Genomic DNA, 22,996 nt, shown 5'->3' on the forward strand with positions numbered 1-22,996 from the left:
TAGCCGCTTGGAGCGCCCGGCGAAAGCCCCTTAGCCGATGGGCGCGCTGAGCATGTCCGCCGAGATCGGCTGATCATTCCCAAGCGCGGGGGGTGGCGGCGGCGGCAGATTATCCGTCAGCATCGAGGCCTGCACAATGCGGGTCGGCGCAGCAGGCGGCTCGCCGCGGACAATCGCATCCACGCCATCCATGTTCTCGATCACGCGGCCAAAATTGGTGTAGCGCTTGTCGAGCGCAAAGCGTGGATAGAACACGATGAAAAACTGGCTGTTCGCGCTGTCTTCCGAAGCCGCGCGCGCCATCGAAAGCGTGCCGCGCACATGGGGCATCGGATTGAATTCGGCCTTGAGATCAGGAAGATCGGAACCGCCCTGCCCGGTTCCCGTCGGATCGCCGCCCTGCGCCATGAATCCTTCGATCACGCGGTGGAAGATGATGCCGTTGTAGAAGCCCTGCTTGGTGAGCGTCTTGATCCGCTCGACATGGGCGGGGGCCCATTCCGGCATCAGGCGGATCTTGACCCGCTGGCCGTTCGAAAGATCCAGCACCCAGATGTTTTCAGGAGCAACGCTCTGATCAAAGCTCACCGGCGGATAGACTTTGGCTGCCTGGGTGACCGCTTCGGTGCGTTCCTTCTTCTCTTCTTCGGACATGTCGTCACCCAGCGCGACAGGCGGCGCCTTGGGGCCTTTTTGCGCGAGCGCGGGCGTCGCGCCCACCGCCAGCAAGCCAGCCAGCATGGCTGCGGCAGCAAGCTTGCCAGAGAAGAGGTAAGGTGCGGTCTTGATCATGGTTCCATCCCGATAGAGCAGCGCGCTCTAGCTGCTTGCCCCTGACAACTCAATGAATGATCGCCGCGCTGCCCGTCAGCCAAGGCGGCGTTCAGTAATCACCCTTGAGGCCGTGCTCACGCACCCGCGCTTCGACATCCTGACGCACCGCATCGCTGACGAATCGCGAGATATCGCCGCCATAGATCGCGATCTCCTTGACCAGTTTGGACGCGATCGGTTGCAGCGAGACATCGGCCATCAGGAACACGGTCTCGACATCATCATCGAGCTGCTGGTTCATCCCCGCCATCTGATATTCATATTCGAAATCCGCCACCGCGCGCAGGCCGCGGATAATCACGCTCGCGCCCTGCTTCTGCGCGAATTTGACGAGCAGCGCGTTGAAGCCCACCACCTCGACATTGCTGAGCCCCAGTTGCGCAACCTCACGCTCGACCATGGCAAAGCGTTCCTCGGTCGAGAACAGCGGGCTCTTCGATGGGTTGGTGGTGACGCCGATAATCAGGCGATCCACCAGCTTGGAGCCGCGCCGGATAATGTCGGCATGGCCAAGGGTAATCGGATCGAAGGTTCCGGGATAGATCCCGACGCGCGATGTCATGATTGTGCTCTCCGCTGCGCGCCCGGCCTAACGATCCCGCTCGACAATGAAGCGGGCCAGCGCGCGCAGGATATCCGCTTCCGCGCCATAGATCGACAAATGGCCAATCGCCTGATCGACCAGCGCCCGCGCCTGCTCGCGCGCCTTGGGCGCGCCCATCAGGGTCACGAAGGTCTGCTTGCCCTGCTCGGCGTCCTTGCGCAGGGTCTTTCCAGCCTTGTCGGCATCGCCTTCGACATCCAGCAAATCATCGACGATCTGGAAGGCAAGGCCGATATCGCGGGCATAGGCCCGCAGCGGCGCGCGCCCTTGCGGCGCGACCTTGCCGAGGATCGCTCCCATTTCAACGGCAGCAGCAAGCAGCGCGCCGGTCTTGAGCTGCTGGAGCCGGGTGACGGCATGGAGATCGTAGGAAATCCCTTCCTCATCGGCGACCATGTCCATCATCTGGCCGCCCGCCATGCCGTTCATCCCCGATGCCTGACCGAGCGTCAGGATCAGCTCGCTGCGGGTGAAGGGATCGCTACTCGTCTCGACATCAGCAAGGATTTCGAAGGCCAGCGCATGCAGCGCATCGCCCGCGAGCACCGCAGTCGCCTCGTCAAACACCTTGTGCAAGGTCGGCTTGCCATGGCGCATGTCATCATTGTCCATGCACGGCAGATCATCGTGGATCAGCGAATAGACATGGATCGCCTCGATGGCGGCACCTGCGCGCAAGGCGCAATCGCGGTTGACGCCGAACAGCCCGGCGGTGCTCACCACCAGCAGCGGGCGCACCCGCTTGCCGCCACCAATCGCGGCATAACGCATCGCTTCGATCAGCCGTGCGCTGGCATCCTGCGGCACCGGCAGCATCGCATCGAAGACCGAATCAATTTCCGCCTGCACCTGCTTGAGGCTTTCGGCGAGGAGATCGCCTGCGGTTTCAACCAGCATCACGCTCACCCTTCGGCATCAAAAGGCTGGGTGCCGGTGGCCGCGCCGCCCGCGCCCGTCACGATTCGTTCAATCCGGGCCTGCGCCGCATCAAGCCGGGCCTGACAGGCCGCGCGCAGCTTCTCGCCCCGCTCATAGAGCGTGATCGATTGATCAAGCGGCACATCGCCGCGCTCCAACTGCTTCACGATATCCTCGAGCGCGGCCAGCGCCTGCTCGAAACTCAATTGCGAAATGTCATCACCGCTGGCAGCGGCAGCCTTGCCCTCGTCCATGGCTTGCAGCATTGACGCTGGTAATGCGCATGGTCAAGGCTGCGCGCGAAAGCATTGGCGCAAAGCCACGGCAAAAGAGGATTGCTCGCATGATCAAGTGGGGTGTGGCCTATATCACCGCGGCGGTGGCATTTGGCGCGATGGATGCGGTGTGGCTGCGCTGGGCTGCGCCCAACCTCTACCAACCGACAATCGGCGAAATCATGGCCAAGGACGTGAACTGGGGCGCGGCGCTCGCGTTCTACTTCATCTATCTCGCCGGGATGGTGTGGTTTGCCGTGCGCCCCGGTGTCGAGGCCGGATCGGTCATGACAACCCTGCTCAACGGCGTGCTGCTCGGCGCGCTGTGCTATGCGACCTTCGATCTGACCAGTCAGGCGGTCTTCAAGGTGTGGGCGACCCACATCAGCCTGAAGGATATCCTGTGGGGCGCCTTTGCCACCGGGACGGCCAGCACGATTGCGACTTACGTGACGCTCAAATTCGCTTCATAAGCCTGCACGTGTTTATCGGTCACTTCGCTCCCGCGTTTATCGCCGCTGCTTTCAGCCCGCGCAGTCCCAAGCTGGGGACACTGTTCGTTGCCGCGCAGCTGGTCGACTGGGCCTTCTTCACCCTGGCGCTGGTCGGGGTCGAACACATGCGGATCGATCCGGCTGCCAGCGTGATGGTGCCGTTTGATCTCTATGACATGCCTTTCACCCATTCGCTGGCGGGGACGCTGGTGTTTTCGGCGGTCTTTGCGACCATCGTGACAGTGTGGCAGCGCAATGCGCTTGGCGGCTTGCTGGCCGGACTGGTCGTGCTGTCGCACTGGCTGCTTGATTGGCTGGTGCATGTCCCTGATCTGACGCTGGGGGGCGAGCCGCCCAAATATGGCCTTGGCCTGTGGAATTATCCGTGGCTTGCCATCCCGCTCGAACTGGCGGTGATCGGCGGGGCTTTTGCCTTTTACTTCCGCCGCACGCGCGGGCCGGCAGGCCCACCATTTGTGCTGCTGGCGGTGATGCTGGGCTTGCAGGCATTCAACTGGTTTGCGCCCCATCCAGCCGAAGCCGGGCCGTTCCTGTTCGTGCAAGCGCTGCTTGCCTTCGGGTTGCTGACCGCGCTTGCGGTCTGGGTCAGCACAAATCGCGGGATCAAGGTGCGCCGCGGCTTGGCGTGGTCCCCGTCGTGATCTAAGGGCGCATCGCAAGGAGCGCCTTTCATGTCAGCCATCACCCCCGAAATCGTCGAACAGCACGGCCTTTCCCCCGAGGAATACGAGCGCGTTTTGCATGCGCTGGGACGCGAGCCGAACCTTGTCGAGCTGGGCATTTTCTCCGTCATGTGGTCGGAGCATTGCTCTTACAAATCCTCGCGCCTGCATCTGAAGAAGCTGCCGACCGAAGCGCCGTGGGTGATCTGCGGCCCGGGCGAGAACGCGGGCGTGATCGATATTGGTGATGGGCAGGCGGCGATCTTCAAGATGGAGAGCCACAACCACCCTTCCTACATCGAGCCCTATCAGGGCGCGGCGACGGGCGTCGGCGGGATCCTGCGCGATGTGTTCACCATGGGTGCACGCCCTATCGCCAATGCCAATGCGCTGCGCTTTGGCCGCCGCGATCATCCCAAGATGAAACATCTGGTGCAGGGCGTGGTCGCGGGTATCGGCGGCTATGGCAATTGCGTGGGCGTGCCGACCGTGGCGGGCGAGACCAATTTCCACCCCGCCTATGATGGCAATATCCTCGTCAATGCGATGACTGTCGGCATCGCCGATGCCGACCGGATTTTCTATTCGGCGGCGACCGGCGTCGGCAACCCGATTGTCTATGTCGGCTCCAAGACCGGGCGCGATGGCATCCACGGCGCCACCATGGCGAGCGCGGATTTCGGCGAGGATGCCGAAGCCAAGCGCCCGACGGTGCAGGTTGGCGATCCCTTCACCGAAAAGCTGCTGATCGAGGCCTGTCTCGAACTGATGGCGACCGATGCGATCGTCGCAATTCAGGATATGGGCGCAGCCGGGCTTACTTCCTCCAGCGTCGAAATGGCGACCAATGGCAAGGCCGGTATCCGGCTCGACATGAACAAGGTGCCCTGCCGCGAAGAGGGCATGACGCCTTATGAAATGATGCTCTCGGAAAGCCAGGAGCGGATGCTCATGGTGCTGAAGCCCGGCAAGGAAGCCATGGCCGAAGCGATCTTCCGCAAGTGGGAGCTGGATTTCGCGGTGATCGGCGAAGTGACCGACTCCGGCCACATGATGCTCGAATTCAATGGCGACGTGGTCTGCGATATTCCGCTCGGGCCGCTTGCCGCCGATGCGCCGCTTTATGATCGCCCCTATCTCAGCCGTGAGGAATACATGGCATGGGCGGGCGTGAAGCCTCTGGGCCATTTGCCGGTGTGCGATGATCCGGGCGCTGATCTGCTCAAGCTGATGGCCTCGCCTGATCTCGCCTCGCGCCGCTGGATTGCCGAACAATATGATTCGCAGGTCGGTGCCGACACGCTCCAGACCGGCGGCGATGCCGGTGTGGTGCGGGTGCATGGCACGAACAAGGCGCTGGCGATCACCACCGATTGCACCCCGCGCTATGTCTTTGCCGATCCTTATGAAGGCGGCAAGCAGGCCATTGCCGAGGCGTTCCGCAACCTGTGCGCCGTGGGTGCGCGGCCGCTGGCGGTGACCAATTGCCTCAACTTTGCCAACCCGCAGCGTCCCGAAATCATGGCGCAGCTCGTCCATGCGCTCGAAGGCATGGGTGATGCCTGCCGCACCCTCGATTTCCCGATCGTAAGCGGCAATGTCAGCCTGTACAACGAGAGCAAGGCCACCGGCGGCGGCTCCGCTATCCTACCCACCCCCGCGATTGGCGGGGTCGGCATCATCAATGATGTCTCGAAGATGATGACGATGCGCTTCAAGCAGCCGGGTGATGCGATCTATCTTGTCGGCCCGGAGCATTGGGCGCGGCCTGATCCGACCCGCTCGCACCTTGGCCAGTCACTCTGGCTGCGCGAGATCAAGGGGCTGGAAGGCGGCCGGACCCCGCCGACGGATCTGGTGATCGAACGCAATGCCGGCGAGATCATCCGCGAGCTGATCGCCGACGGCCTCGTCAACGCCGTGCATGATCTCAGCGATGGCGGCCTTGCCGTGGCGCTGGCGGAAATGGCGCTGGCCAGCGGGCTTGGCGCAGAAGTTTCAGCCAATCCCGAATACACGCTGGCGCAGTGGTGGTTCGGCGAGGATCAGGGGCGCTATCTTGTCACCGTGCCCGATGTCGCCGCGCTCAACGCGCAGATGGCCAAGGGCACGCGCGATGCGGAAACCGCGCAGATCGGGCTCCAGCGAATCGGGACCGTGGGCGGCGACAGCCTGCTCGGCGTGTCGCTCGCAGACCTGCGCGCGGCCCACGAAAGCTATTTCAAGGACTGGATGGAGGGGTAACTCCCCTCCGCCGTCACGCTGCCTGAGCGCTGCCAAGCGCGAGCTGTTCGCGCAGGATCCCCTCGCTTTCGAGGATGGCGAGGCAGTGGCGGTAGGCCGCCGGCTTGCCGATCGTGAGCCGCGCGCGCGCCGCTTCGATATCTTCGGCCATCAGCGCGGCAATATCCTGATGCGCGATCTTCGCCGCGGCGCGGCCCAGCGCACGCCCTTCGCGGATCGCATCGAACAGCGGCGCGCGGGTGCCGCTGACCTTGCCGATCTGGCGCGCCCCCGCATAGGCGATGAAGAGGATGCCGGCATTGCGGTTCTGCTCGTAACTGAAGGCAAGCAGGCTCGCCTCGCCCAGCGCATCGCGGCCATAACCGGTGAGCACGTGGAAGAGATCATGCGTGTCGCGCAAGCGATCGAAATACCACTGCGTCAGATCCTGCGGGCGTTCATGCGGCGGCTGCCACTTGTTGCTTTCCGCCACCAGCCCAGCGGCTGACAAGCCTTCCCGCTTCATGAAGGCGATATAATGCGCCGCCACACTGTTCGGCCCGCAATCCGCCCAGCGCGCGTGATCATCCAGCATCGCGGGAATATCGGTTTCCTCGTGCAGGAACCGCTGGCCTTCGGGCGAGGCAATGAAATTCCAGGCTTGCTTGTGGCTTGCCCTGCCCTTCATCGCCTCGATGATGTGGAACACCTGCTCGGTGTCTTCCTTGTCGGCAACGAGTTTGCGGAAATGGCGCAGTGCCTTCAAAGGCCGAAACCGCGAGGTTTTGCGTTCGGGGGTAACCAGCGGACGATCCAGCAAAGTCATGGCTTACCCTCTCCCTTTAAACCCTATGCCGCCAGCAATTCCTGTTCGTCGGCAAGCTGCGGGCTGGCCAGCAGATCATAGGGATCAATGCCCTCCTCGCGCCAGATGCAATGGCATTCGAGATAAAGCTGCGGCTGGGGAATGCGCAGGGCCTTGCGCACGTCGTCAATCGGCTGGGCAAGGATTTCGCGGATCGGCTGCGCCATCAGGCTGGGCGCACCCTTGCCGGTGCGGTGGGCTTCCCGCACCGCGCCGATCACCGGTGCGTTGCTGTCCTTGACCATCTTCTTGATGTTGGCTGCGCCCGCATAGCCGATCAGCAAGTGCCCTTGAGACGGCGATTGACCATGGGTGAACAGCAGCACGCATTGTTCGCCCAGTGCATCGCGGCCATAGCCGGTCAGCACATGGAAGAGATCATGCGTGTCGCGCGAGCGCTCCATGAACCATTGCAGCAGATCGGGGAACTTTGCGCGGCCAAGCCGCTCAGCCTCGGCCACCAAGCCCGCGGCGGTCAGCCCTTCGGCTTCCATGAAATCGCAATAGGCATGCGCAAGGCTGCCCTTGGGCGTACGGCGCAAGGCGGCGTGATCATCGAGGATTTCGGGCAAGGCCGGTTCGGTCTTGCGGAGCATTTCGCCGCGTTCCGAAAGGCACAGATCGCGCGCCCGCGTCATGAAGCTGCCCGAGGGCAGCGATTCGAAGATCTTGAAGACGAGGCTGGTGTCTTCCTTGTCCTTCATCAAAGCCTGGAAATTGCGCACCGCGCGCAGAGGCCGGTAACGCGGCTCAGGCCGATCGGGATGGCGCAGCACAGTGCCATCAGCAGCGAACATATTGCTGTAATCAGGAGCAAGCACGGGCATCGGGCGCAGTAACCTCAGAGGTTGGACAATGCTGCATTCATAGCACTACTGACACTGGTGTAAATAGACTTGATGCGCCCGCCCCGTCGCTATCCGCCGCGCCACGCATCGCGCCCGATCCCGAGCAGCAGCAGCACATCGGTCAGATCCTCGCCATCGACCCGGCCATTGGCTGCGGCCCGCGCCTTGGGCTTGGCGCGATAGGCAAAGCCATAAGTCGCCGCCTCGATCATCGGGATATCATTGGCACCGTCACCCGTCGCCAGCGTGTGCGTGCCCTCGCCCGCCGCAGCCGCCTCTTCCTCGAGCACGGCTGCCTTGACCCCGGCATCGGTGATCGCGCCAAGCAAGCCGCCCGTCAGCTTGCCTTCGACAACATCGAGCCGGTTGCCGACCACGCGGTGGAAGCCGAGCGCCTCGGCAACCGGATCGGCGAAGTGGTGAAACCCGCCCGTCACCAGCACGCAGCGCGCGCCGCGGGCCGCGAGCGTTTGTACCAGCACCCGCGCCCCCGGCGTCGCGCGAATCCGCTCGCCAAGGCAGGTCGCAATCGTGCCTTCATCCAACCCTTCGAGCAGGGCCACCCGCTCCCGCAACGCGGCTTCGAAATCGAGTTCGCCCTGCATCGCGCGTTCGGTGATGGCGGCGATCTGCGGCTTGATCCCGGCATAATCGGCGAGTTCATCGATACATTCCTGACCGATCATGGTGGAATCCATGTCCGAGACGAACACGCGGGGCACCGCAATCTCCTGCGCGCTCACCACGCTGGCGCGCGGGGCGAAGAGATCATCGAGCGCTGCAAGCAGCATAGCCGCCTCTCCCTCCGCACAGCGCAGTTCCAGCACCTCGGGCGCGGCGGCCAGCGGCATCGCCGCCTCCAGCGCAATGCCGCGCGCGGCGAGCAAGCGCGCAAGCTCGGATGTTTCCCTTGGGCCGCCTTCTGCTATCACCCGCGCTATGAGCACTCGCAACACTCCTACTGACGGCCGCCAAGCAAGGCCTGTCGCGCTCATCGCAGGGCCGACGGCCAGCGGCAAGAGCGCAATGGCGATCCGCCTTGCCGAGACACTCGCCGGCCAAGGACGCCGCGCGGTGATCCTCAATGCCGATAGCGCTCAGGTCTATGCCGATCTGGCGGTGCTGTCGGCCCGGCCTACCCCGCAAGACATGGGCAGTATCGAACACCGCCTGTTCGGTGCGTGGGATGGGGCAGAGGCGTGCTCTGCCGCGGCATGGGCGGCGCGGGCACGCGAGGAGATCACCGCGCTCCACGCCGAAGACGCCGTGCCGATCCTTGTCGGCGGCACGGGGCTTTACCTGCGCGTGTTGCTCGACGGAATTGCCCCCATCCCCGACATCGATCCGGCGGTGCGCAGCGCGGTGCGGGCCCTGCCCGAAGATGCGGCCTACCGCCTGCTCCAGATCGAAGACCCGCTGCGCGCCGCGGAACTCAATCCCGGTGATCGCCAGCGGATTGCGCGCGCGCTTGAAGTGAAGCGCTCCACCGGCGTCACGCTGGGCGATTGGCAGCTCGCCAAGGCGGGGGGCATTGGCGAAGAGGTGACGCTCCACCCGCTGATCCTGCTGCCGGATCGCACATGGCTTTATCAGCGCTGCGACACCCGCTTTGCCGCAATGCTTGAAAACGGTGCGATCGAGGAAGTCGAACACTTGCTCGCCCGCCAGCTTGATCCTGATCTGCCAGTCATGCGGGCCATCGGCGTGCCTGAAATCGCTTCCTACCTGGCGGGCGAGATCTCGCTTCCGCAGATGATCGCGACCGGCCAACAGGCAACGCGCAACTACGCCAAGCGGCAATTCACCTGGTTCCGGCGGCAACCCCCGGCAGATTGGCCCCGGCTGGAGTCGCTCAACGAGACTGAAAATGTCCAAATGGAAGATCAATTCGCATCATTATTACACAGATAAGGGTTGACTTGGCATAATGTGATGCATAGGGCGCCAAGAGAGCGGCCCGATGCCCCCTGCATCGGGCCTCTTCATTTATCGCACACTGATGCAGGGCGCGTCCGTCCTGCCTGAAGGGAGCAAGTCCTGTGACCGGCCAGCCGGAGCAAACCGCCAAGACACCCCCAGCCCACATGAGCGGGGCGGCGATCCTTGTGCAGTGCCTGATCGAACAGGGCGTGGAATTCGTCTTTGGCTATCCGGGTGGTGCGGTGCTCCCGATTTATGACGAGCTGTTCGGTGATGAACGCATCCGCCATATCCTCGTCCGCCACGAAGCGGGCGCGGCCCACGCGGCGGAAGGCTATGCCCGCGCCACAGGCAAGCCTGGCGTGGTGCTGGTCACCTCAGGCCCCGGTGCAACCAATGCCATCACCGGCATTGCCGATGCATGGATGGATTCGATCCCGCTCGTTGTCATCACCGGGCAGGTGCCCACCAGCCTGATCGGCACCGATGCCTTTCAGGAAGCCGATACCATCGGCATTACCCGCCATTGCACCAAGCATAATTACCTCGTGAAAGACCCGGCAGACCTTGCCGCCACCATCGAGGAAGCCTTCCGCATCGCCACGACCGGGCGCCCCGGCCCGGTCGTGATCGACATCCCGAAGAATGTGCAGATCGCCGTGCCCTCGGAACGCCGCGCGCTGGTGCGGGCTGGATCGCACCGCTACGCGCCGCAGATGGTCGCGCCAGCTGAACAGATCATTGAGGCAGTGGAACTGATCGCCAGCGCCCGGCGCCCGATCCTCTACACCGGCGGCGGGGTGATCAACTCCGGGCCGCACGCCTCGGCCTTGTTGCGCCAGTTTCAGGATATCACCGGCGCGCCGGTCACCTCGACCTTGATGGGACTCGGCGCCTTTCCTTCGGTCCATCCCGATTGGTTGGGGATGCTCGGGATGCACGGCACCTACGAAGCCAATATGGCAATGAACCAGTGCGATGTGATGATCTGCGTGGGCGCGCGCTTTGATGACCGGGTGACCGGGCGGCTCGATGCCTTCTCCCCCAATTCCAGGAAGATCCACATCGATATTGATCGCTCCTCGATCAACAAGGTGGTGCCGGTCGACATGGGCATTGTCGGCGATTGCGGCACGGTGCTCGAACAGCTCATCGCCGCATGGGGGACGCGCCGTGCGCAGGATCTGGGCGAATGGAAAGCGCGGATCGCTGGCTGGCGCGCGCGCGAATGCCTCGCCTATCCCGAACGCTCGGCCAAGCATCCGAACATGATCATGCCGCAAAAGGCGATCGAGCGGCTCTATGCCCTCACCCACGCGCAAAAGCCGATCATAACCACCGAAGTCGGCCAGCACCAGATGTGGGCGGCGCAGTATTTCGGGTTTGATGATCCCAACAAGTGGCTGACCTCGGGCGGGCTTGGCACGATGGGCTATGGCCTGCCTGCCGCCATCGGCGCGCAGCTTGGTCACCCCGATGCGCTGGTGATCGACATTGCGGGCGAAGCCAGCATCCAGATGAACATCCAGGAACTCGGCACGGCATCGCAATACCGCCTGCCGGTCAAGGTGTTCATCCTCAACAACGAATATATGGGCATGGTCCGCCAGTGGCAGGAACTGACCTATGAAAGCCGCTATTCGAACAGCTATTCCGACAGCCTGCCCGATTTCGTGCGGCTCGCCGAAGCCTATGGCTGGAAGGGCATCCGCATCCATGACGAGAGCGAGCTTGATGCCGGTATTGCCGCGATGCTCGCACATGACGGGCCGGTTATGGTCGATTGCCTTGTCGCGCAGGATGCCAATTGCCTGCCGATGATTCCCTCGGGCGCGGCGCATACCGAAATGCTGCTTTACGGCGACAAGGTTGACGGCACGATGGACGACGAAGCCAAGGCGCTGGTCTGACAGCCGCACGGGAAAGCAAACACCATGAAAATCACCGAGGCCGCTTCCGAGCGCCACGTTCTCACTGTCACGGTCGATAATGAACCGGGGATCCTTGCCAAGATCACCGGCCTGTTCACCGCGCGCGGCTATAACATCGACAGCCTGACGGTGGCCGATATCACCGAGGATCACGCGGTCAGCCGCATCACTATCGTCACCAACGGCCCGCCGCAGGTGATCGACCAGATCGAAGCGCAGCTCGAACGGCTCGTGCCGGTGCACCGCGTGATCGATCTCACCGAGGCCGGCCCCCATGTCGAACGCGAACTGGCGCTGATCAAGGTCGCCGGCACCGGAGACAAGCGGGTGGAAGCGCTGCGCGTGGCGGAAATCTTCCGCGCGCATGTTGTCGACACCACCACGACAAGCTTTGTCTTCGAACTCACCGGCGCGCCGGAGAAGATCGACAGTTTCGTGATGCTGATGCGCGGGCTCGGGCTGGTCGAGGTTGGCCGTTCGGGCGTTGTCGGCATGATGCGCGGGGCCGAAGGGGTTTAGAGTTTCAGGAATTTTCACTTCGCCATCCCGGGCTTGACCCGGGACCCCGCTTTCTTCTGTCCGGCAGCAAGGCAGTGGGACCCCGGCTCAAGGCCGGGGCGGTGACAACAGCAAGGCAGGAACACGAAATGAAAGTCTATTACGACGCCGATGCCGATTTGAACCTGATCACACCGAAGAAGGTCGTGATCCTCGGCTATGGTTCGCAAGGCCATGCCCATGCCCAGAACCTGCGCGATTCCGGGGTTGCCGAAGTCGCCATCGCGCTGCGCGAAGGTTCGGCCACCGCCAGGAAGGCCGAAGCCGCCGGGTTTACCGTGATGTCGAACACGGCGGCCGCGCAATGGGCAGATCTCATCATGGTGCTGGCGCCCGATGAACACCAGGCCGCGATCTGGGAAAATGATCTCAAAGGCCACATGAAGCCGGGCAGCGCGCTCGCCTTCGCCCACGGGCTCAACATCCATTTCGGCCTGATCGAACCGCCGGCCGATATCGACGTCATCATGATCGCGCCCAAGGGACCGGGCCACACCGTGCGCAGCGAATACCAGCGCGGCGGCGGCGTGCCCTGCCTGATCGCGGTGCATCAGGATGCGACCGGCAGCGCGCATGATGTCGCGCTTGCCTATGCCAGCGCGGTGGGCGGCGGGCGTTCGGGCATCATCGAGACCAATTTCAAGGAAGAATGCGAAACCGATCTGTTCGGCGAACAGGCGGTGCTGTGCGGCGGGATCACCCACCTCATCCAGGCCGGATTCGAAACGCTCGTCGAAGCCGGTTACGCTCCCGAAATGGCCTATTTCGAATGCCTCCACGAAACCAAGCTGATCGTCGATCTGCTCTATGAAGGCGGCATCGCCAACATGCGCTATTCGATCAGCAACACGGCTGAATACGGCGATATCACCATCGGCCCGCGCATCATCACCGCCGAAACCAAGGCCGAAATGAAGCGCGTGCTCGCCGATATCCAGTCGGGCCGCTTCGTGAAGAACTTCGTGCTCGATAACCGCGCGGGGCAGCCGGAACTCAAGGCCGCCCGCAAGGCCGCCGCTGCTCACCCGATCGAACAGACAGGCGAGCGTCTGCGCGCCATGATGCCGTGGATCGCGGCCAACAAGCTGGTCGACAAGGCCAAGAACTGAGCGGCCAGAATCTGACGGAACGACAAGCGCGCGCGCCGAATGGTGGCGCGCGGGCTTGGAACCCCCGGCGAATTCGGGGATTGGACTGGCAAAAGCCAACACAAGGACAATCCCCGATGAAGCCCACCACTTTTGCTGCTGCCGCCTTCGCTACGATCCTTGCCACCGGCGGGGCGCTATTCGCTGCCCCGGCACTGTTCGCGCAAGGCGCCCCCGCGCTTCCGGGCGCGCAGGATCCGGCGCGCGTAACGGCAGGCACCTATGCCGCCGATCCGGCGCACTCGCTGATCGCGTTCGAAGTCAACCACTTCGGTTTCAATGATTATTACGGCATCTTCGGTGATGTCGCCGGCACGCTGGTCCTCGATCCGGCGAACATTGCCGCGGCCAAGGTTGACGTGACAATCCCTGTCGACAGCGTGACCACCGCGAGCAAGGGCCTCACCGAACACCTGCTGCGCCCGGGCAAGGACGGTGCCGCCCCTGATTTCTTCGGCGCGGCCCCCGCGCCCGCCCGCTTTGTTTCGACCAAGGTTGCCCGCACCGGTGACACCACCGCCACGATCACCGGCAATCTCACGCTCAACGGCGTGACCAAGGAAGTGACCTTCGACGCTGAATTCACCGGCGCCGGCGCCAACCCCTTCAACAAGAAGGAAACGGTGGGCTTCGAGGCCGAAACCGAAATCAAGCGGTCGGATTTCGGCGTGAATTACGGCATCCCCTTCGTCAGCGATGAAGTCGAATTCGACATCAGCGTCGCCTTCGAAAAGCAGTAATAGCGCCTTTTGGGCGGCCACCTTCGGTGGCACGGACCTCCCGCCCCACCTCCCCGCCCGGCCAACAAGGATATCACCAGGCTATGGTGGCCGGGCGGGGAGGTGGGGCGGGAGGTCTGCGTTCGCGAAAGCGAACTCGACAAAGAATATCCAATCGGGCAGGCGTGTCGCTGCGATGCGCCTGTCCGATTGCCACAATATTGATGATTTCCGCGCGCTCGCGAAAGCGCGCCTTCCGTTCCCCGTCTTTGATTACATTGATGGTGCCGCCGATGACGAGCTGACCAAGGCGCGCAACACCGCAGCCTACGGGAGCGCGGATCTGGTGCCCGATGTGCTGGCAGGGGTCGAAACCATCGACACCACCTGCAGGATCCTAGGACGGAAGTCCGCACTGCCGCTGATGCTCTCGCCCACTGCCGTGCAGCGCGCGTTCCATTGGCAGGGGGAAACGGCCGTGGCCAAGGCGGCCGAGAAATTCGGGCTGTGGTTTGGCATTTCGAGCCTGGCGACCCGTTCGATCGAGGACATCGCCGCGCTCACCACCGGCCCCAAGCTGTTCCAGCTCTATGTCCACAAGGACAAGGGCCTCAACGCCAGCATGATCCAGCGCTGTCAGGCAGCCCAATTCGATGCCTTGGCGCTGACGGTGGATACGATCGTTTCGGGCAAGCGCGAGCGGTGCCTGCGTTCGGGCTTCACCACCCCGCCGCGCTTCAGCCCGGCGAGCATCTGGAGCTACGCCACCCGGCCGCGCTGGACGCTGGATTATGTGCTGCGCGAAAAATTCCGCCTCCCCAATCTCGACACCCATGTCAGCGAGGGCAGCGGCAAGGCGGTGAGCATCGCTGAATATTTCAACACCATGCTCGACACCGCGATGGATTGGGACACCGCCGCGCGTATCCGGCAGGATTGGGGCGGCACCTTCGTGCTCAAAGGCGTGATGAGCGTCGCCGACGCGCGCCGGGCGGTCGCAATCGGGGCGGATGCGATCATGATCTCGAACCACGGCGGCAGGCAGCTTGACGGCAGCCGCGCGCCGTTTGATCAGCTCCCGGAGATTGTCGATGCCGTCGGCGGGCAGATCGAGATCATCTGCGATGGCGGCATCCGGCGCGGCACCCATGTGCTCAAAGCCCTGTGCAGCGGGGCGACTGCCGCCTCGGGCGGACGGCTCTATCTCTACGCGCTGGCCGCAGCCGGGCAGGATGGGGTCGAGCGCGCGCTCGGCATCCTCAAGGACGAGATCGAACGCGGAATGCGGCTGATGGGTGTAACGCGGGTGGATCAGTTGACGCGTGATCGGCTGCGCTACAGGTAGACTTTGCCGCGCGCTTGAGCAGCGAAGCGATAGGGCAGCAAGCCCCGCCCTTAAGCAGCCAAGCGATAGGGCAGCAAGCACCGCCCTCAAGCAGCGAAGCGATAGGGCAGCAAGCACCGCCCTCAAGCAGCGAAGCGATAGGGCGACCAGGAATGTCATAAGCCTGCAAGATTTGGCGCGTTGGGAAAACAGCGACAGTTCAAGGGGCCAATCATGCATCGAATCGCGCATCTCCCGCTTACTCTCTTCGCCACGCTGGTGCTCGCCGCGTGCAGCAGCGAGCCTGCGCCCGTCGATTCGGCGGATGAAGCCGATGCCTTTGCCGCACGGATCAATGCCAACACGCCGACGCCCACCCCGGCCCCGGCGGCGACCGTGGCGCCGCGCATTGCGCAGCCCTTGCCCGGCGCGGCGCCCGGTCCCTTCATGCCCGGCACCGCGACCGATCCTGCCGCCGCGAACTGCGGTGCAAACCGCATGGGGCCGTTTATTGGTAAGCTGGCGGACGAGCCGACCCGGCTCGAAATCGTCAAGACGCTGGGGCGCAGCGATAACCTGCGCTTTGTCGCTTTTGGCAGCGGCGGGTTCATCAACCCCGATCCCACCAATCCGCGCCTGTCGCTGATGCTGGATGCCCAGAACATCATCCGCGATGCGCGCTGCGGGTAAGGCGTGCGCGCAACCAAAGCCATTCCCGGCTTGCCAGGCGCGCAATAATCGGCAATGAGACCCGCCATGACGCGGAACGGACTTACGCTGCTTCGACTTACACGCCCTTGGGCGTGACAGCGCGTGCGCGGATGATCCGGCGCGGCGCATCGCCCAAGGGACCCGCCGCCACCTGACAGTCCGATTTCCGCGAAAAGCCTTTCCCCATGACCATGCTCAAAGACCCTGCCCGCAAATATCGTGCCTTCGGCCAGATCAATCTGCCGGATCGCCAGTGGCCCTCGAAACTGATCGAAAAGGCCCCGCGCTGGCTTTCGACCGATTTGCGCGATGGCAACCAGTCGATCATCGATCCGATGGACGCGGTGAAGAAGCGCCGCTTTTTTGATCTGCTGGTTGAAATCGGTCTCAAGGAAATTGAGATCGGCTTTCCCAGCGCGGGCGCGACCGAGTTCGATTTCATCTCCGGTCTCGTCAAATCAGGCGCGATTCCTGATGATGTGACGGTGCAGGTGCTCACCCAGAGCCGTGAGGATCTGATCCGCACCTCCTTCGCCAGCCTCGAAGGCGCGCACGCGGCGATCATTCACCTCTACAACGCGGTCAGCCCGGCATGGCGCGACATCGTGTTCCGCATGTCGAAGGATGAGGTGAAGGCCATCGCCGTGGCAGGCGCCAAGGTGATGCGCGATGAAGCGGCGAGATATCCCGGCACCAACTGGCATTTCCAGTATTCGCCCGAAACCTTCTCCACCGCCGAACTCGATTTCTCAATCGAGGTCTGCGCGGCAGTGATGAAGGTGCTTGCCCCCACGCCCGAACACCCGATCATCCTCAACCTGCCCGCCACGGTCGAGGCGGCGACCCCCAATATCTACGCTGATCAGATCGAATATTTCGCCCGTCACCTGCCGGGCCGCGAGAGCGCGGTGATTTCGCTCCACACCCATAATGATCGCGGCACCGGCGTTGCGGCGGCGGAACTCGGGCTGATGGCCGGGGCCGACCGGGTTGAAGGCTGCCTGTTCGGGAATGGTGAGCGCACCGGCAATTGCTGCCTTGTGACAATGGCTCTTAATCTCTACACACAGGGCGTTGATCCAAAACTGGATTTCTCCGACATTGATCGGGTGATCGAGACGGTAGAATATTGCAACGCGATCCCCGTCCACCAGCGCCACCCCTATGGCGGCGAGCTGGTTTACACCGCCTTCTCCGGCAGCCATCAGGACGCGATCAAGAAGGGCTTTGAAGCGCGCGAGACGCAGAATGACGAAAGCTGGCGTGTGCCCTATCTGCCCATCGATCCGGCCGATCTCGGACGCAATTATGAAGCGGTGATCCGGGTCAACTCCCAGTCCGGCAAGGGCGGTTTCGCCTGGGTGCTGGAGAAGGATCAAGGCCTCAAGCTGCCCAAGAAGATGCAGGCCGACTTCTCGAAGCATGTGCAGGCGATGGCCGACGCGTTGGGCCGCGAGCTCAACGCTGCCGATATCTGGGACGCCTTCCGCAAGGCCTACCACGTCAAGATTCATCCCAAGCATTTCCAGCTGGTCCGCTACGAGGAAAGCCGCGCGGCCGATGGCACGCGCATCTTTGCCGGGACCATTGCGGTCGAAGGCGCGGAACAAAGCGTTTCAGGCCGCGGTAATGGCCTCATCTCCAGCGTGATGGGCACCTTGCGCGAAGCCTTCGGGGTCGAGCTTGAGGTGGTCGATTACACCGAACACGCACTCGGCGCAGGCACGGATGCGCGCGCAGCAGCCTATCTCGAATGCCGCACTCCTGATGGCCGCACGCTCTGGGGCTGCGGCATTGACGAAGATATCGCCACCGCCAGCGTTCGCGCGGTGCTGTCTGCGGCCAATGCCGCCGTCGCCCGGACCGCTGCAAGCTGACTTGCCAATTGCACGCATCGCGCGCAATCTCTGGCCCGCTTATCGACGGGAGGAGGTCGCGCATGAGCACAATCGAGGCGCCGCCCACTGCGCCCCCGCTGCCTGCGCGGGTGCGTGATGATCTGGCGCTGCGCGATCTTGTAGCCGTGCTGGGGGCAGGCTGGCGCGATTTCTGTGCGATGCCGCAATACGGGCTGTTCTTCGGCGGGGTCTATGTGCTGACCGGGCTTGCCATTGGCTATGTCGCGCTCGCCGGGGGCGAATGGGCGTGGCTGATCCCGGCGATTGCGGGCTTCCCGCTGGTCGCGCCTTTCGTCGCTGTGGGCCTTTACGAAGCGAGCCGCCGCCGCGAGGCGGGCGAGGCGCTGAGTTGGCGCGGCGTGCTCGGCGCGCTCAAAGGGCATGGCGATGATCAGATCCTTTCGATGGGGGTGATCGTGTTCGTCGCCTTTTCATTCTGGATGATTGTCGCCCACGCGATCTTTGCGATCTTCATGGCCGAAAGCGGCGTCGGCGGCGAAAGCCTCGCCGCGCTGCTTACCCCCGCAGGGTTGGCGATGCTGACCGTCGGGAGCGCGGTCGGCGGCCTGATGGCCCTCGCCTTCTATGCGATGACGGTGATCAGCCTGCCCATGCTGGTGGATCGCAAGGTCGATTTCCTCACCGCAATCATTGCCAGCTTCAAGGTGATGCGCGGCAATCTGGCGATGATGCTGGTGTGGGCTGCGGTGATCGCGGCGCTGCTGTTTGTCGCGATGCTGCCCGCTTTCCTCGGCCTTGCCATCGTGCTGCCGGTGCTCGGCCATGCCACCTGGCATCTCTATCGCCGCACTGTGATCTGACAAAACCCCATCGGGAGAGAGACGTGACCCCTGCCAATCGCCACAACGAGCCGATCCTCGAACCCGATCTACCGATCATCGATCCGCATCACCACCTGTGGGATCTGCGCCCGATGCTGGGGATGTTCCCCGAGCCGCATCATCCGTTCATCGCGGCAGTTGCTGACAATACACTTTATACCTTCGATCAGCTCCACGCACACCTGACATCGGGCCACAACATCATCGGCACGGTCTTCATGGAATGTGGGGCGTTCTACAACAGCGCCTATGGTGAAGCGCTCAAACCGGTGGGCGAGGTCGAATATGTCAATGGCGTCGCCGCGCAATCGGCCAGCGGCTTGTATGGGCCCTCGCGCTATTGCGCCGGGATCATCGGCCATGCCGATCTGACGCTGGGCAGCGCGGCAGGCGAAGTGCTGGATGCCTTGCAGGCCGCCGCACCCCGCCGGTTCAAGGGCATCCGCCACGCTGCGGCTTGGGATGCCGATGCCACGGTTCTTGGCCCGCCGTTCCACGCGCCCGAGGGACGCTATCGTGATCCGAAGTTCCGCGAAGGCTTTGCCGAACTGGGCAAGCGCGGGATGACCTTCGATGCCTGGTTGCTGGAACCGCAGCTACCCGATGTGATCGATCTGGCGCGTGCCTTTCCCGATCAGCCGATCTGCCTTGATCACTGCGGCACCCCGCTGGGGATCGCGTCCTACAAGGGCAAGCTGCACGAACGCTTCGACACGTGGCGCCATAACATCCACGAACTCGCCGCCTGCCAAAACGTGGTGGTGAAACTGGGCGGGCTGGCGATGGCCTTCTGCGCGCTGCCCGAAGAAGGCCCGGCGGCCGGGCATACTTCCGAACACCTCGCGGCGCTGTGGCGGCCCTACATCGAAACCTGCATCGAGGCCTTCGGCCCGCAGCGCGCCATGTTCGAAAGCAATTACCCGGTCGATTACTGGGGCGCGGATTACGCGGTGCTGTGGAACGCCTTCAAACATCTCACCCGTTCGGCCAGCGCGGACGAAAAAGCCGCGCTTTATGCGGGCAATGCCGCGCGCTTCTACGGGCTTGAGGATTTGCTCGGTTAAGCCGAGGACGGCCATAAACCCCGTTCGTGTCGAGCGTAGTCGAGACACTTGCACAAGGCCTCTCGGCTACCATCGCCACGAACGGCGAAGCGCGCGATGCCCGCTCGCAAAATCACGCTTGGCACGGCGGGAACGGGCGCTAGAGATGCCCGTTAAGCCCGTTACGTTTTGAGGAGAAACCGATGCCCCTGCCCGCCCCGTTCGATCGCCTGCGCCTGCCGCTGATCGGATCGCCGCTGTTCATCGTCTCCGGCCCGGAGCTGGTGATTGCGCAGTGCAAGGCGGGGATCATCGGCAGCTTCCCGGCCCTGAACGCGCGGCCGCAATCGCAGCTCGATGAATGGCTTCACCAGATCACCGAAGAACTGGCCGCGCACAACCGCGCGAACCCCGATCGGCCGGCTGCGCCTTTTGCGGTCAACCAGATCGTCCACAAGACCAATGATCGCATCGATGCCGATATGGCGACTTGCGAGAAGTGGCAGGTGCCGATGGTCATCACCTCGCTCGGCGCGCGCGAGGAAGTCTATCAGGCGGTGAAAAACTGGGGCGGGATCACGATGCATGATGTGATCAACAATCGCTTTGCGATGAAGGCGATCGAAAAGGGCGCAACCGGGCTGATCCCCGTTGCCGCCGGGGCCGGCGGCCATGCTGGCGCGCTCTCGCCCTTCGCGCTGATGCAGGAAATCCGTGAGTGGTTTGACGGTCTCGTCGCGCTGTCGGGCTCGATTGCGCACGGCGCCTCGATCCTTGCCGCGCAGGCCTTGCGCGCTGATTTCGCCTATGCCGGCAGCGCCTTCATCGCCACCAAGGAGGCCAATGCCACCGAAGCCTACAAGCAAGGCATCGTCGAAGGCTCGTCCGAAGGGATCGTCTACACCAACCTCTTCACCGGGGTGCACGGCAATTACCTGCGGTCCTCGATCGAGGCGGCGGGGCTCGATCCTGACAATCTGCCTGAAAGCGATCCCTCAAAGATGAATTTCGGCAGCGGCGGCAACACCAAGGCCAAGGCATGGAAGGACATCTGGGGTTCGGGCCAAGGCGTTGGTGCGATCAAGGAAGTCGGCACGGTCGAGGATCTGGTCGCGCGGATGGAGCGCGAATATCACGCCGCCAAGGCGGCCCTGCTCGCCAATTCGGGCTACTCCGCGTGGAGCGCGCTTGCCGAGGCGGCGGAATAGGCTGCTAATCCACCGTCCATAGCTGTTCCGCCATGGAATCGAGTTCGGCAAAGTCGAACCCGGTTCCCAGCGGATCGCGCGCATGGAGCACGAGCCTGCGCCGCTCGCTCAACAGGCCGCGGCGCAGCGCATCCTGCAACAGCCCCAATTGCCACAAGGCGGTGCGCAGCGCGCTGTCTGGATCATAGCGGCGAACGCGCGCCCATTGCTGCTCGATCCGCCCGACCCGCGCGATCACCACTTCGTTGTAACGCGGGTGCGGACCGCGATGCAGCGGCATCCCGGTGCGGACCGAGGCCTGATCCGTCGCGGGCAGCAACAGGCCGTTGCTGCGGAAATCATCGAACCGCAACCGCTGCGGGCCGATCATGGCGAACATCGCGGCAAAGCAATCGCACTGCATCACTTGCCGCGGCAGGAGATGGTGGCGCTGCAAGCCGGGATCGAAACCGGGGGCGCCCCGGCGGTTGATGGAGCGGAAAGGAACAATCTGTCGGAAAGCGGCGCGACCCTGATGGAGCATCTATTCGCGCTGCACCCGCACCAATCTTCCGCCCGCAGACGGCACCATGACAAGCCGCGTGCCATCCAGGGCGGTCACCCGTTCATCCCGGGCAATCCCGCCAAGCATCACCAGATGATTGACCAGACGCACACCAAGCCGCGTGGCGGCCACCTTGTCGTGCGCGAGGTCCGGTGCGATGTGCAGTTCCTGCCCTGTCCACAAGGCAAGCCCGGCGGTCTGCAACCCGCCATCCGCCGTCTCATCAAACGCAGTCAGCCCGAGCGCCGGAAAGGGGCCGCCATCGAGCCACGCGCTCGCCGTCGATTCGAAGAACCGCCGCCCGATCAGGCTTGCCGAAGGGGGCCAGACCAGCGCGGCGAGGCTGCCGAAAGACAGGGTCATATCGCGTGCGAGGCGGATCATCGCTCGCAGCACTGGCTGCGCGCGCTCCCCACCGCGCAGATGCGGCGAAGCGCCGAGCCGGATCGCTTCGAAGCGATCCAGAGGCAGGCCATCGCGCCAATCAAAGGCGTGCGCAATCGGTGGCAGGGCGCAGGCAGGGCCGGGTGTCAGCCCTGACAGATCGAAGGTGAGCCCTTCATACCAGAGTTCGATCCACCGCTCGGCCAATCCTGCGCCCGCGGCCTCTCTCTGTTTATCGAGAAAAGCTGGATCAGTGAGGTTGTTATCAGGTGAAGAAGGCTCCGCCGGATCGTGGCTGATCAAGACCGTGTCCCAAGCCTCGACAAAGGCATGGATCGCGGCGGCGGAAGGACGCTGGCCCGCTTCAAACAGCAGATAAACGGCAGGGGCATTGGCTTGCCCCCCGGCTTGTGATTCCATTGCCCCCCCGCAGGCCCTGCACGGATACATGGCTGGTTCTGGCGCGAAAGCGCGCGATCGTCGAGTCCCTGAAGGGTCAAGCTGCTCCGCAACGGAGGCGTTTTCAGAACAGGCCCATCCGCACCCCTTCGCCCAGCGATTCGCCGAGATCATGGCAGCTCTGGCGCACCGCTTCAGACACCTGCTTGGGCGCGGCAATCGCGGCCGGGGTCTGCGCGGCGAAGTTGACAATCATCGGCTCGGCCACGCGGCGCAGCCGCCAGCCTGTGACAATCCTGTCAAGCTGGCGCTGTGCGCCCTCGCCATCAGACCCCGCGGCGATGATGCTGGCATAGGCGCGCCCTTCGATCCGCCCGAGGACATCATAATAGGTGCGATCAAAGAACTCTTTCATCAGCCCGCTCATCGTGGCGAGGTTTTCGGGACAGACAAAAAGATAGGCGCTCGCCGCCAGCAGATCATCAGCGCCCGCCTCGTCCGCCCGCAACAGCCGTGTGCCTTCTCCTGCGCCGGCACAGGCGGCCCGCGCCATCGCCGCGCTCGCGCCGGTGCGGCTGTGCCAGACAATCAGGAGATGCGGCGGGCTTGCCATGATGGCCAAG

Annotated in this window: 24 protein-coding genes; 14 read left to right on the top strand and 10 right to left on the bottom strand. The window is 63.5% G+C overall.

Going from position 1 to position 22,996, the window contains the following annotated elements; translation table 11 throughout:
- Positions 1–30: 30 nt before the first annotated feature.
- The 4 genes from SOQ14_RS12220 to SOQ14_RS12235 form a co-directional block, all read right to left on the bottom strand.
- A complete protein-coding gene (locus tag SOQ14_RS12220; protein ID WP_322898399.1) occupies positions 31–792 on the bottom strand; it encodes a peptidylprolyl isomerase in 762 nt (253 codons plus the stop codon).
- A 91-nt stretch (positions 793–883) separates the two neighbouring features.
- Entirely contained in the window at positions 884–1,396 is a 513-nt protein-coding gene (coaD, locus tag SOQ14_RS12225; RefSeq protein ID WP_322898400.1) for a pantetheine-phosphate adenylyltransferase, read from the bottom strand.
- A 27-nt stretch (positions 1,397–1,423) separates the two neighbouring features.
- A complete protein-coding gene (locus tag SOQ14_RS12230; RefSeq protein WP_322898401.1) occupies positions 1,424–2,335 on the bottom strand; it encodes a polyprenyl synthetase family protein in 912 nt (303 codons plus the stop codon).
- A gap of 5 nt (positions 2,336–2,340) precedes the next feature.
- The gene (locus tag SOQ14_RS12235; RefSeq protein ID WP_322898402.1) at positions 2,341–2,610 is read right to left on the bottom strand and encodes an exodeoxyribonuclease VII small subunit; all 270 of its coding nucleotides are present in this window, start codon (positions 2,608–2,610) and stop codon (positions 2,341–2,343) included.
- 89 nt (positions 2,611–2,699) lie between these two features.
- On the opposite strand from SOQ14_RS12235, the gene SOQ14_RS12240 reads away from it, so the two are divergent.
- The 3 genes from SOQ14_RS12240 to purL are packed head-to-tail and all read left to right on the top strand — an operon-like array spanning position 2,700 to position 6,052.
- Positions 2,700–3,104 (top strand): DUF2177 family protein, encoded by a 405-nt coding sequence (locus SOQ14_RS12240; protein ID WP_322898403.1) that lies wholly within the window; start codon positions 2,700–2,702, stop codon positions 3,102–3,104.
- Between the two features lie 8 nt (positions 3,105–3,112).
- On the top strand, positions 3,113–3,787 hold the full coding sequence (locus SOQ14_RS12245) for a hypothetical protein (protein WP_322898404.1): 675 nt from the start codon (positions 3,113–3,115) through the stop codon (positions 3,785–3,787).
- Between the two features lie 30 nt (positions 3,788–3,817).
- A complete protein-coding gene (gene purL / locus SOQ14_RS12250; protein ID WP_322898405.1) occupies positions 3,818–6,052 on the top strand; it encodes a phosphoribosylformylglycinamidine synthase subunit PurL in 2,235 nt (744 codons plus the stop codon).
- Positions 6,053–6,065: 13 nt separating this feature from the next.
- Here the strand turns inward: purL and SOQ14_RS12255 are convergent, their stop codons facing one another.
- The 3 genes from SOQ14_RS12255 to serB all read right to left on the bottom strand — a co-directional run bounded on the left by SOQ14_RS12255 (position 6,066) and on the right by serB (position 8,691).
- Positions 6,066–6,857 (bottom strand): Coq4 family protein, encoded by a 792-nt coding sequence (locus SOQ14_RS12255; protein ID WP_322898406.1) that lies wholly within the window; start codon positions 6,855–6,857, stop codon positions 6,066–6,068.
- A 23-nt stretch (positions 6,858–6,880) separates the two neighbouring features.
- Complete coding sequence (locus tag SOQ14_RS12260; protein WP_322898407.1) at positions 6,881–7,693, bottom strand: Coq4 family protein; 813 nt, start codon at positions 7,691–7,693, stop codon at positions 6,881–6,883.
- Positions 7,694–7,812: 119 nt separating this feature from the next.
- Positions 7,813–8,691, bottom strand: a complete 879-nt coding sequence (gene serB / locus SOQ14_RS12265; RefSeq protein ID WP_416232760.1) for a phosphoserine phosphatase SerB — start codon at positions 8,689–8,691, stop codon at positions 7,813–7,815.
- Here serB and miaA point away from each other — a divergent pair.
- The 11 genes from miaA to SOQ14_RS12320 all read left to right on the top strand — a co-directional run bounded on the left by miaA (position 8,684) and on the right by SOQ14_RS12320 (position 21,046).
- Positions 8,684–9,655 carry a tRNA (adenosine(37)-N6)-dimethylallyltransferase MiaA gene (gene miaA / locus SOQ14_RS12270; RefSeq protein WP_322898409.1) on the top strand — a complete coding sequence of 324 codons (972 nt, stop codon included), beginning with the start codon at positions 8,684–8,686 and terminating at the stop codon, positions 9,653–9,655. The genes serB and miaA overlap by 8 nt on opposite strands.
- A gap of 173 nt (positions 9,656–9,828) precedes the next feature.
- Positions 9,829–11,574, top strand: coding sequence for a biosynthetic-type acetolactate synthase large subunit (ilvB, locus tag SOQ14_RS12275; RefSeq protein WP_322898569.1), 1,746 nt, complete (start codon positions 9,829–9,831; stop codon positions 11,572–11,574).
- A gap of 24 nt (positions 11,575–11,598) precedes the next feature.
- Positions 11,599–12,114 (top strand): acetolactate synthase small subunit, encoded by a 516-nt coding sequence (gene ilvN, locus SOQ14_RS12280; RefSeq protein WP_322898410.1) that lies wholly within the window; start codon positions 11,599–11,601, stop codon positions 12,112–12,114.
- Between the two features lie 128 nt (positions 12,115–12,242).
- A complete protein-coding gene (gene ilvC / locus SOQ14_RS12285) occupies positions 12,243–13,262 on the top strand; it encodes a ketol-acid reductoisomerase (protein WP_322898570.1) in 1,020 nt (339 codons plus the stop codon).
- Between the two features lie 116 nt (positions 13,263–13,378).
- A complete protein-coding gene (locus tag SOQ14_RS12290; protein WP_322898411.1) occupies positions 13,379–14,041 on the top strand; it encodes a YceI family protein in 663 nt (220 codons plus the stop codon).
- 175 nt (positions 14,042–14,216) lie between these two features.
- The gene (locus tag SOQ14_RS12295; RefSeq protein ID WP_322898412.1) at positions 14,217–15,365 is read left to right on the top strand and encodes an alpha-hydroxy acid oxidase; all 1,149 of its coding nucleotides are present in this window, start codon (positions 14,217–14,219) and stop codon (positions 15,363–15,365) included.
- A gap of 213 nt (positions 15,366–15,578) precedes the next feature.
- Entirely contained in the window at positions 15,579–16,034 is a 456-nt protein-coding gene (locus SOQ14_RS12300) for a hypothetical protein (protein ID WP_322898413.1), read from the top strand.
- Positions 16,035–16,240: 206 nt separating this feature from the next.
- Positions 16,241–17,932 carry a 2-isopropylmalate synthase gene (gene leuA / locus SOQ14_RS12305; RefSeq protein WP_322898414.1) on the top strand — a complete coding sequence of 564 codons (1,692 nt, stop codon included), beginning with the start codon at positions 16,241–16,243 and terminating at the stop codon, positions 17,930–17,932.
- Between the two features lie 62 nt (positions 17,933–17,994).
- Positions 17,995–18,774, top strand: coding sequence for a DUF2189 domain-containing protein (locus tag SOQ14_RS12310; protein WP_322898415.1), 780 nt, complete (start codon positions 17,995–17,997; stop codon positions 18,772–18,774).
- Between the two features lie 23 nt (positions 18,775–18,797).
- Positions 18,798–19,859, top strand: coding sequence for an amidohydrolase family protein (locus SOQ14_RS12315; RefSeq protein WP_322898416.1), 1,062 nt, complete (start codon positions 18,798–18,800; stop codon positions 19,857–19,859).
- Between the two features lie 182 nt (positions 19,860–20,041).
- On the top strand, positions 20,042–21,046 hold the full coding sequence (locus SOQ14_RS12320) for an NAD(P)H-dependent flavin oxidoreductase (RefSeq protein WP_322898417.1): 1,005 nt from the start codon (positions 20,042–20,044) through the stop codon (positions 21,044–21,046).
- A gap of 4 nt (positions 21,047–21,050) precedes the next feature.
- Here SOQ14_RS12320 and SOQ14_RS12325 read toward each other — a convergent pair whose 3' ends face one another.
- The 3 genes from SOQ14_RS12325 to SOQ14_RS12335 form a co-directional block, all read right to left on the bottom strand.
- Entirely contained in the window at positions 21,051–21,569 is a 519-nt protein-coding gene (locus SOQ14_RS12325) for an AHH domain-containing protein (RefSeq protein ID WP_322898418.1), read from the bottom strand.
- Complete coding sequence (locus tag SOQ14_RS12330; protein WP_322898419.1) at positions 21,570–22,394, bottom strand: hypothetical protein; 825 nt, start codon at positions 22,392–22,394, stop codon at positions 21,570–21,572. It lies immediately after the preceding gene.
- 103 nt (positions 22,395–22,497) lie between these two features.
- Complete coding sequence (locus tag SOQ14_RS12335) at positions 22,498–22,986, bottom strand: flavodoxin family protein (protein ID WP_322898420.1); 489 nt, start codon at positions 22,984–22,986, stop codon at positions 22,498–22,500.
- Between the last annotated feature and the right edge of the window lie 10 nt (positions 22,987–22,996).

It is taken from the genome of Erythrobacter epiphyticus, from assembly GCF_034653295.1.
Classification (GTDB): domain Bacteria; phylum Pseudomonadota; class Alphaproteobacteria; order Sphingomonadales; family Sphingomonadaceae; genus Erythrobacter.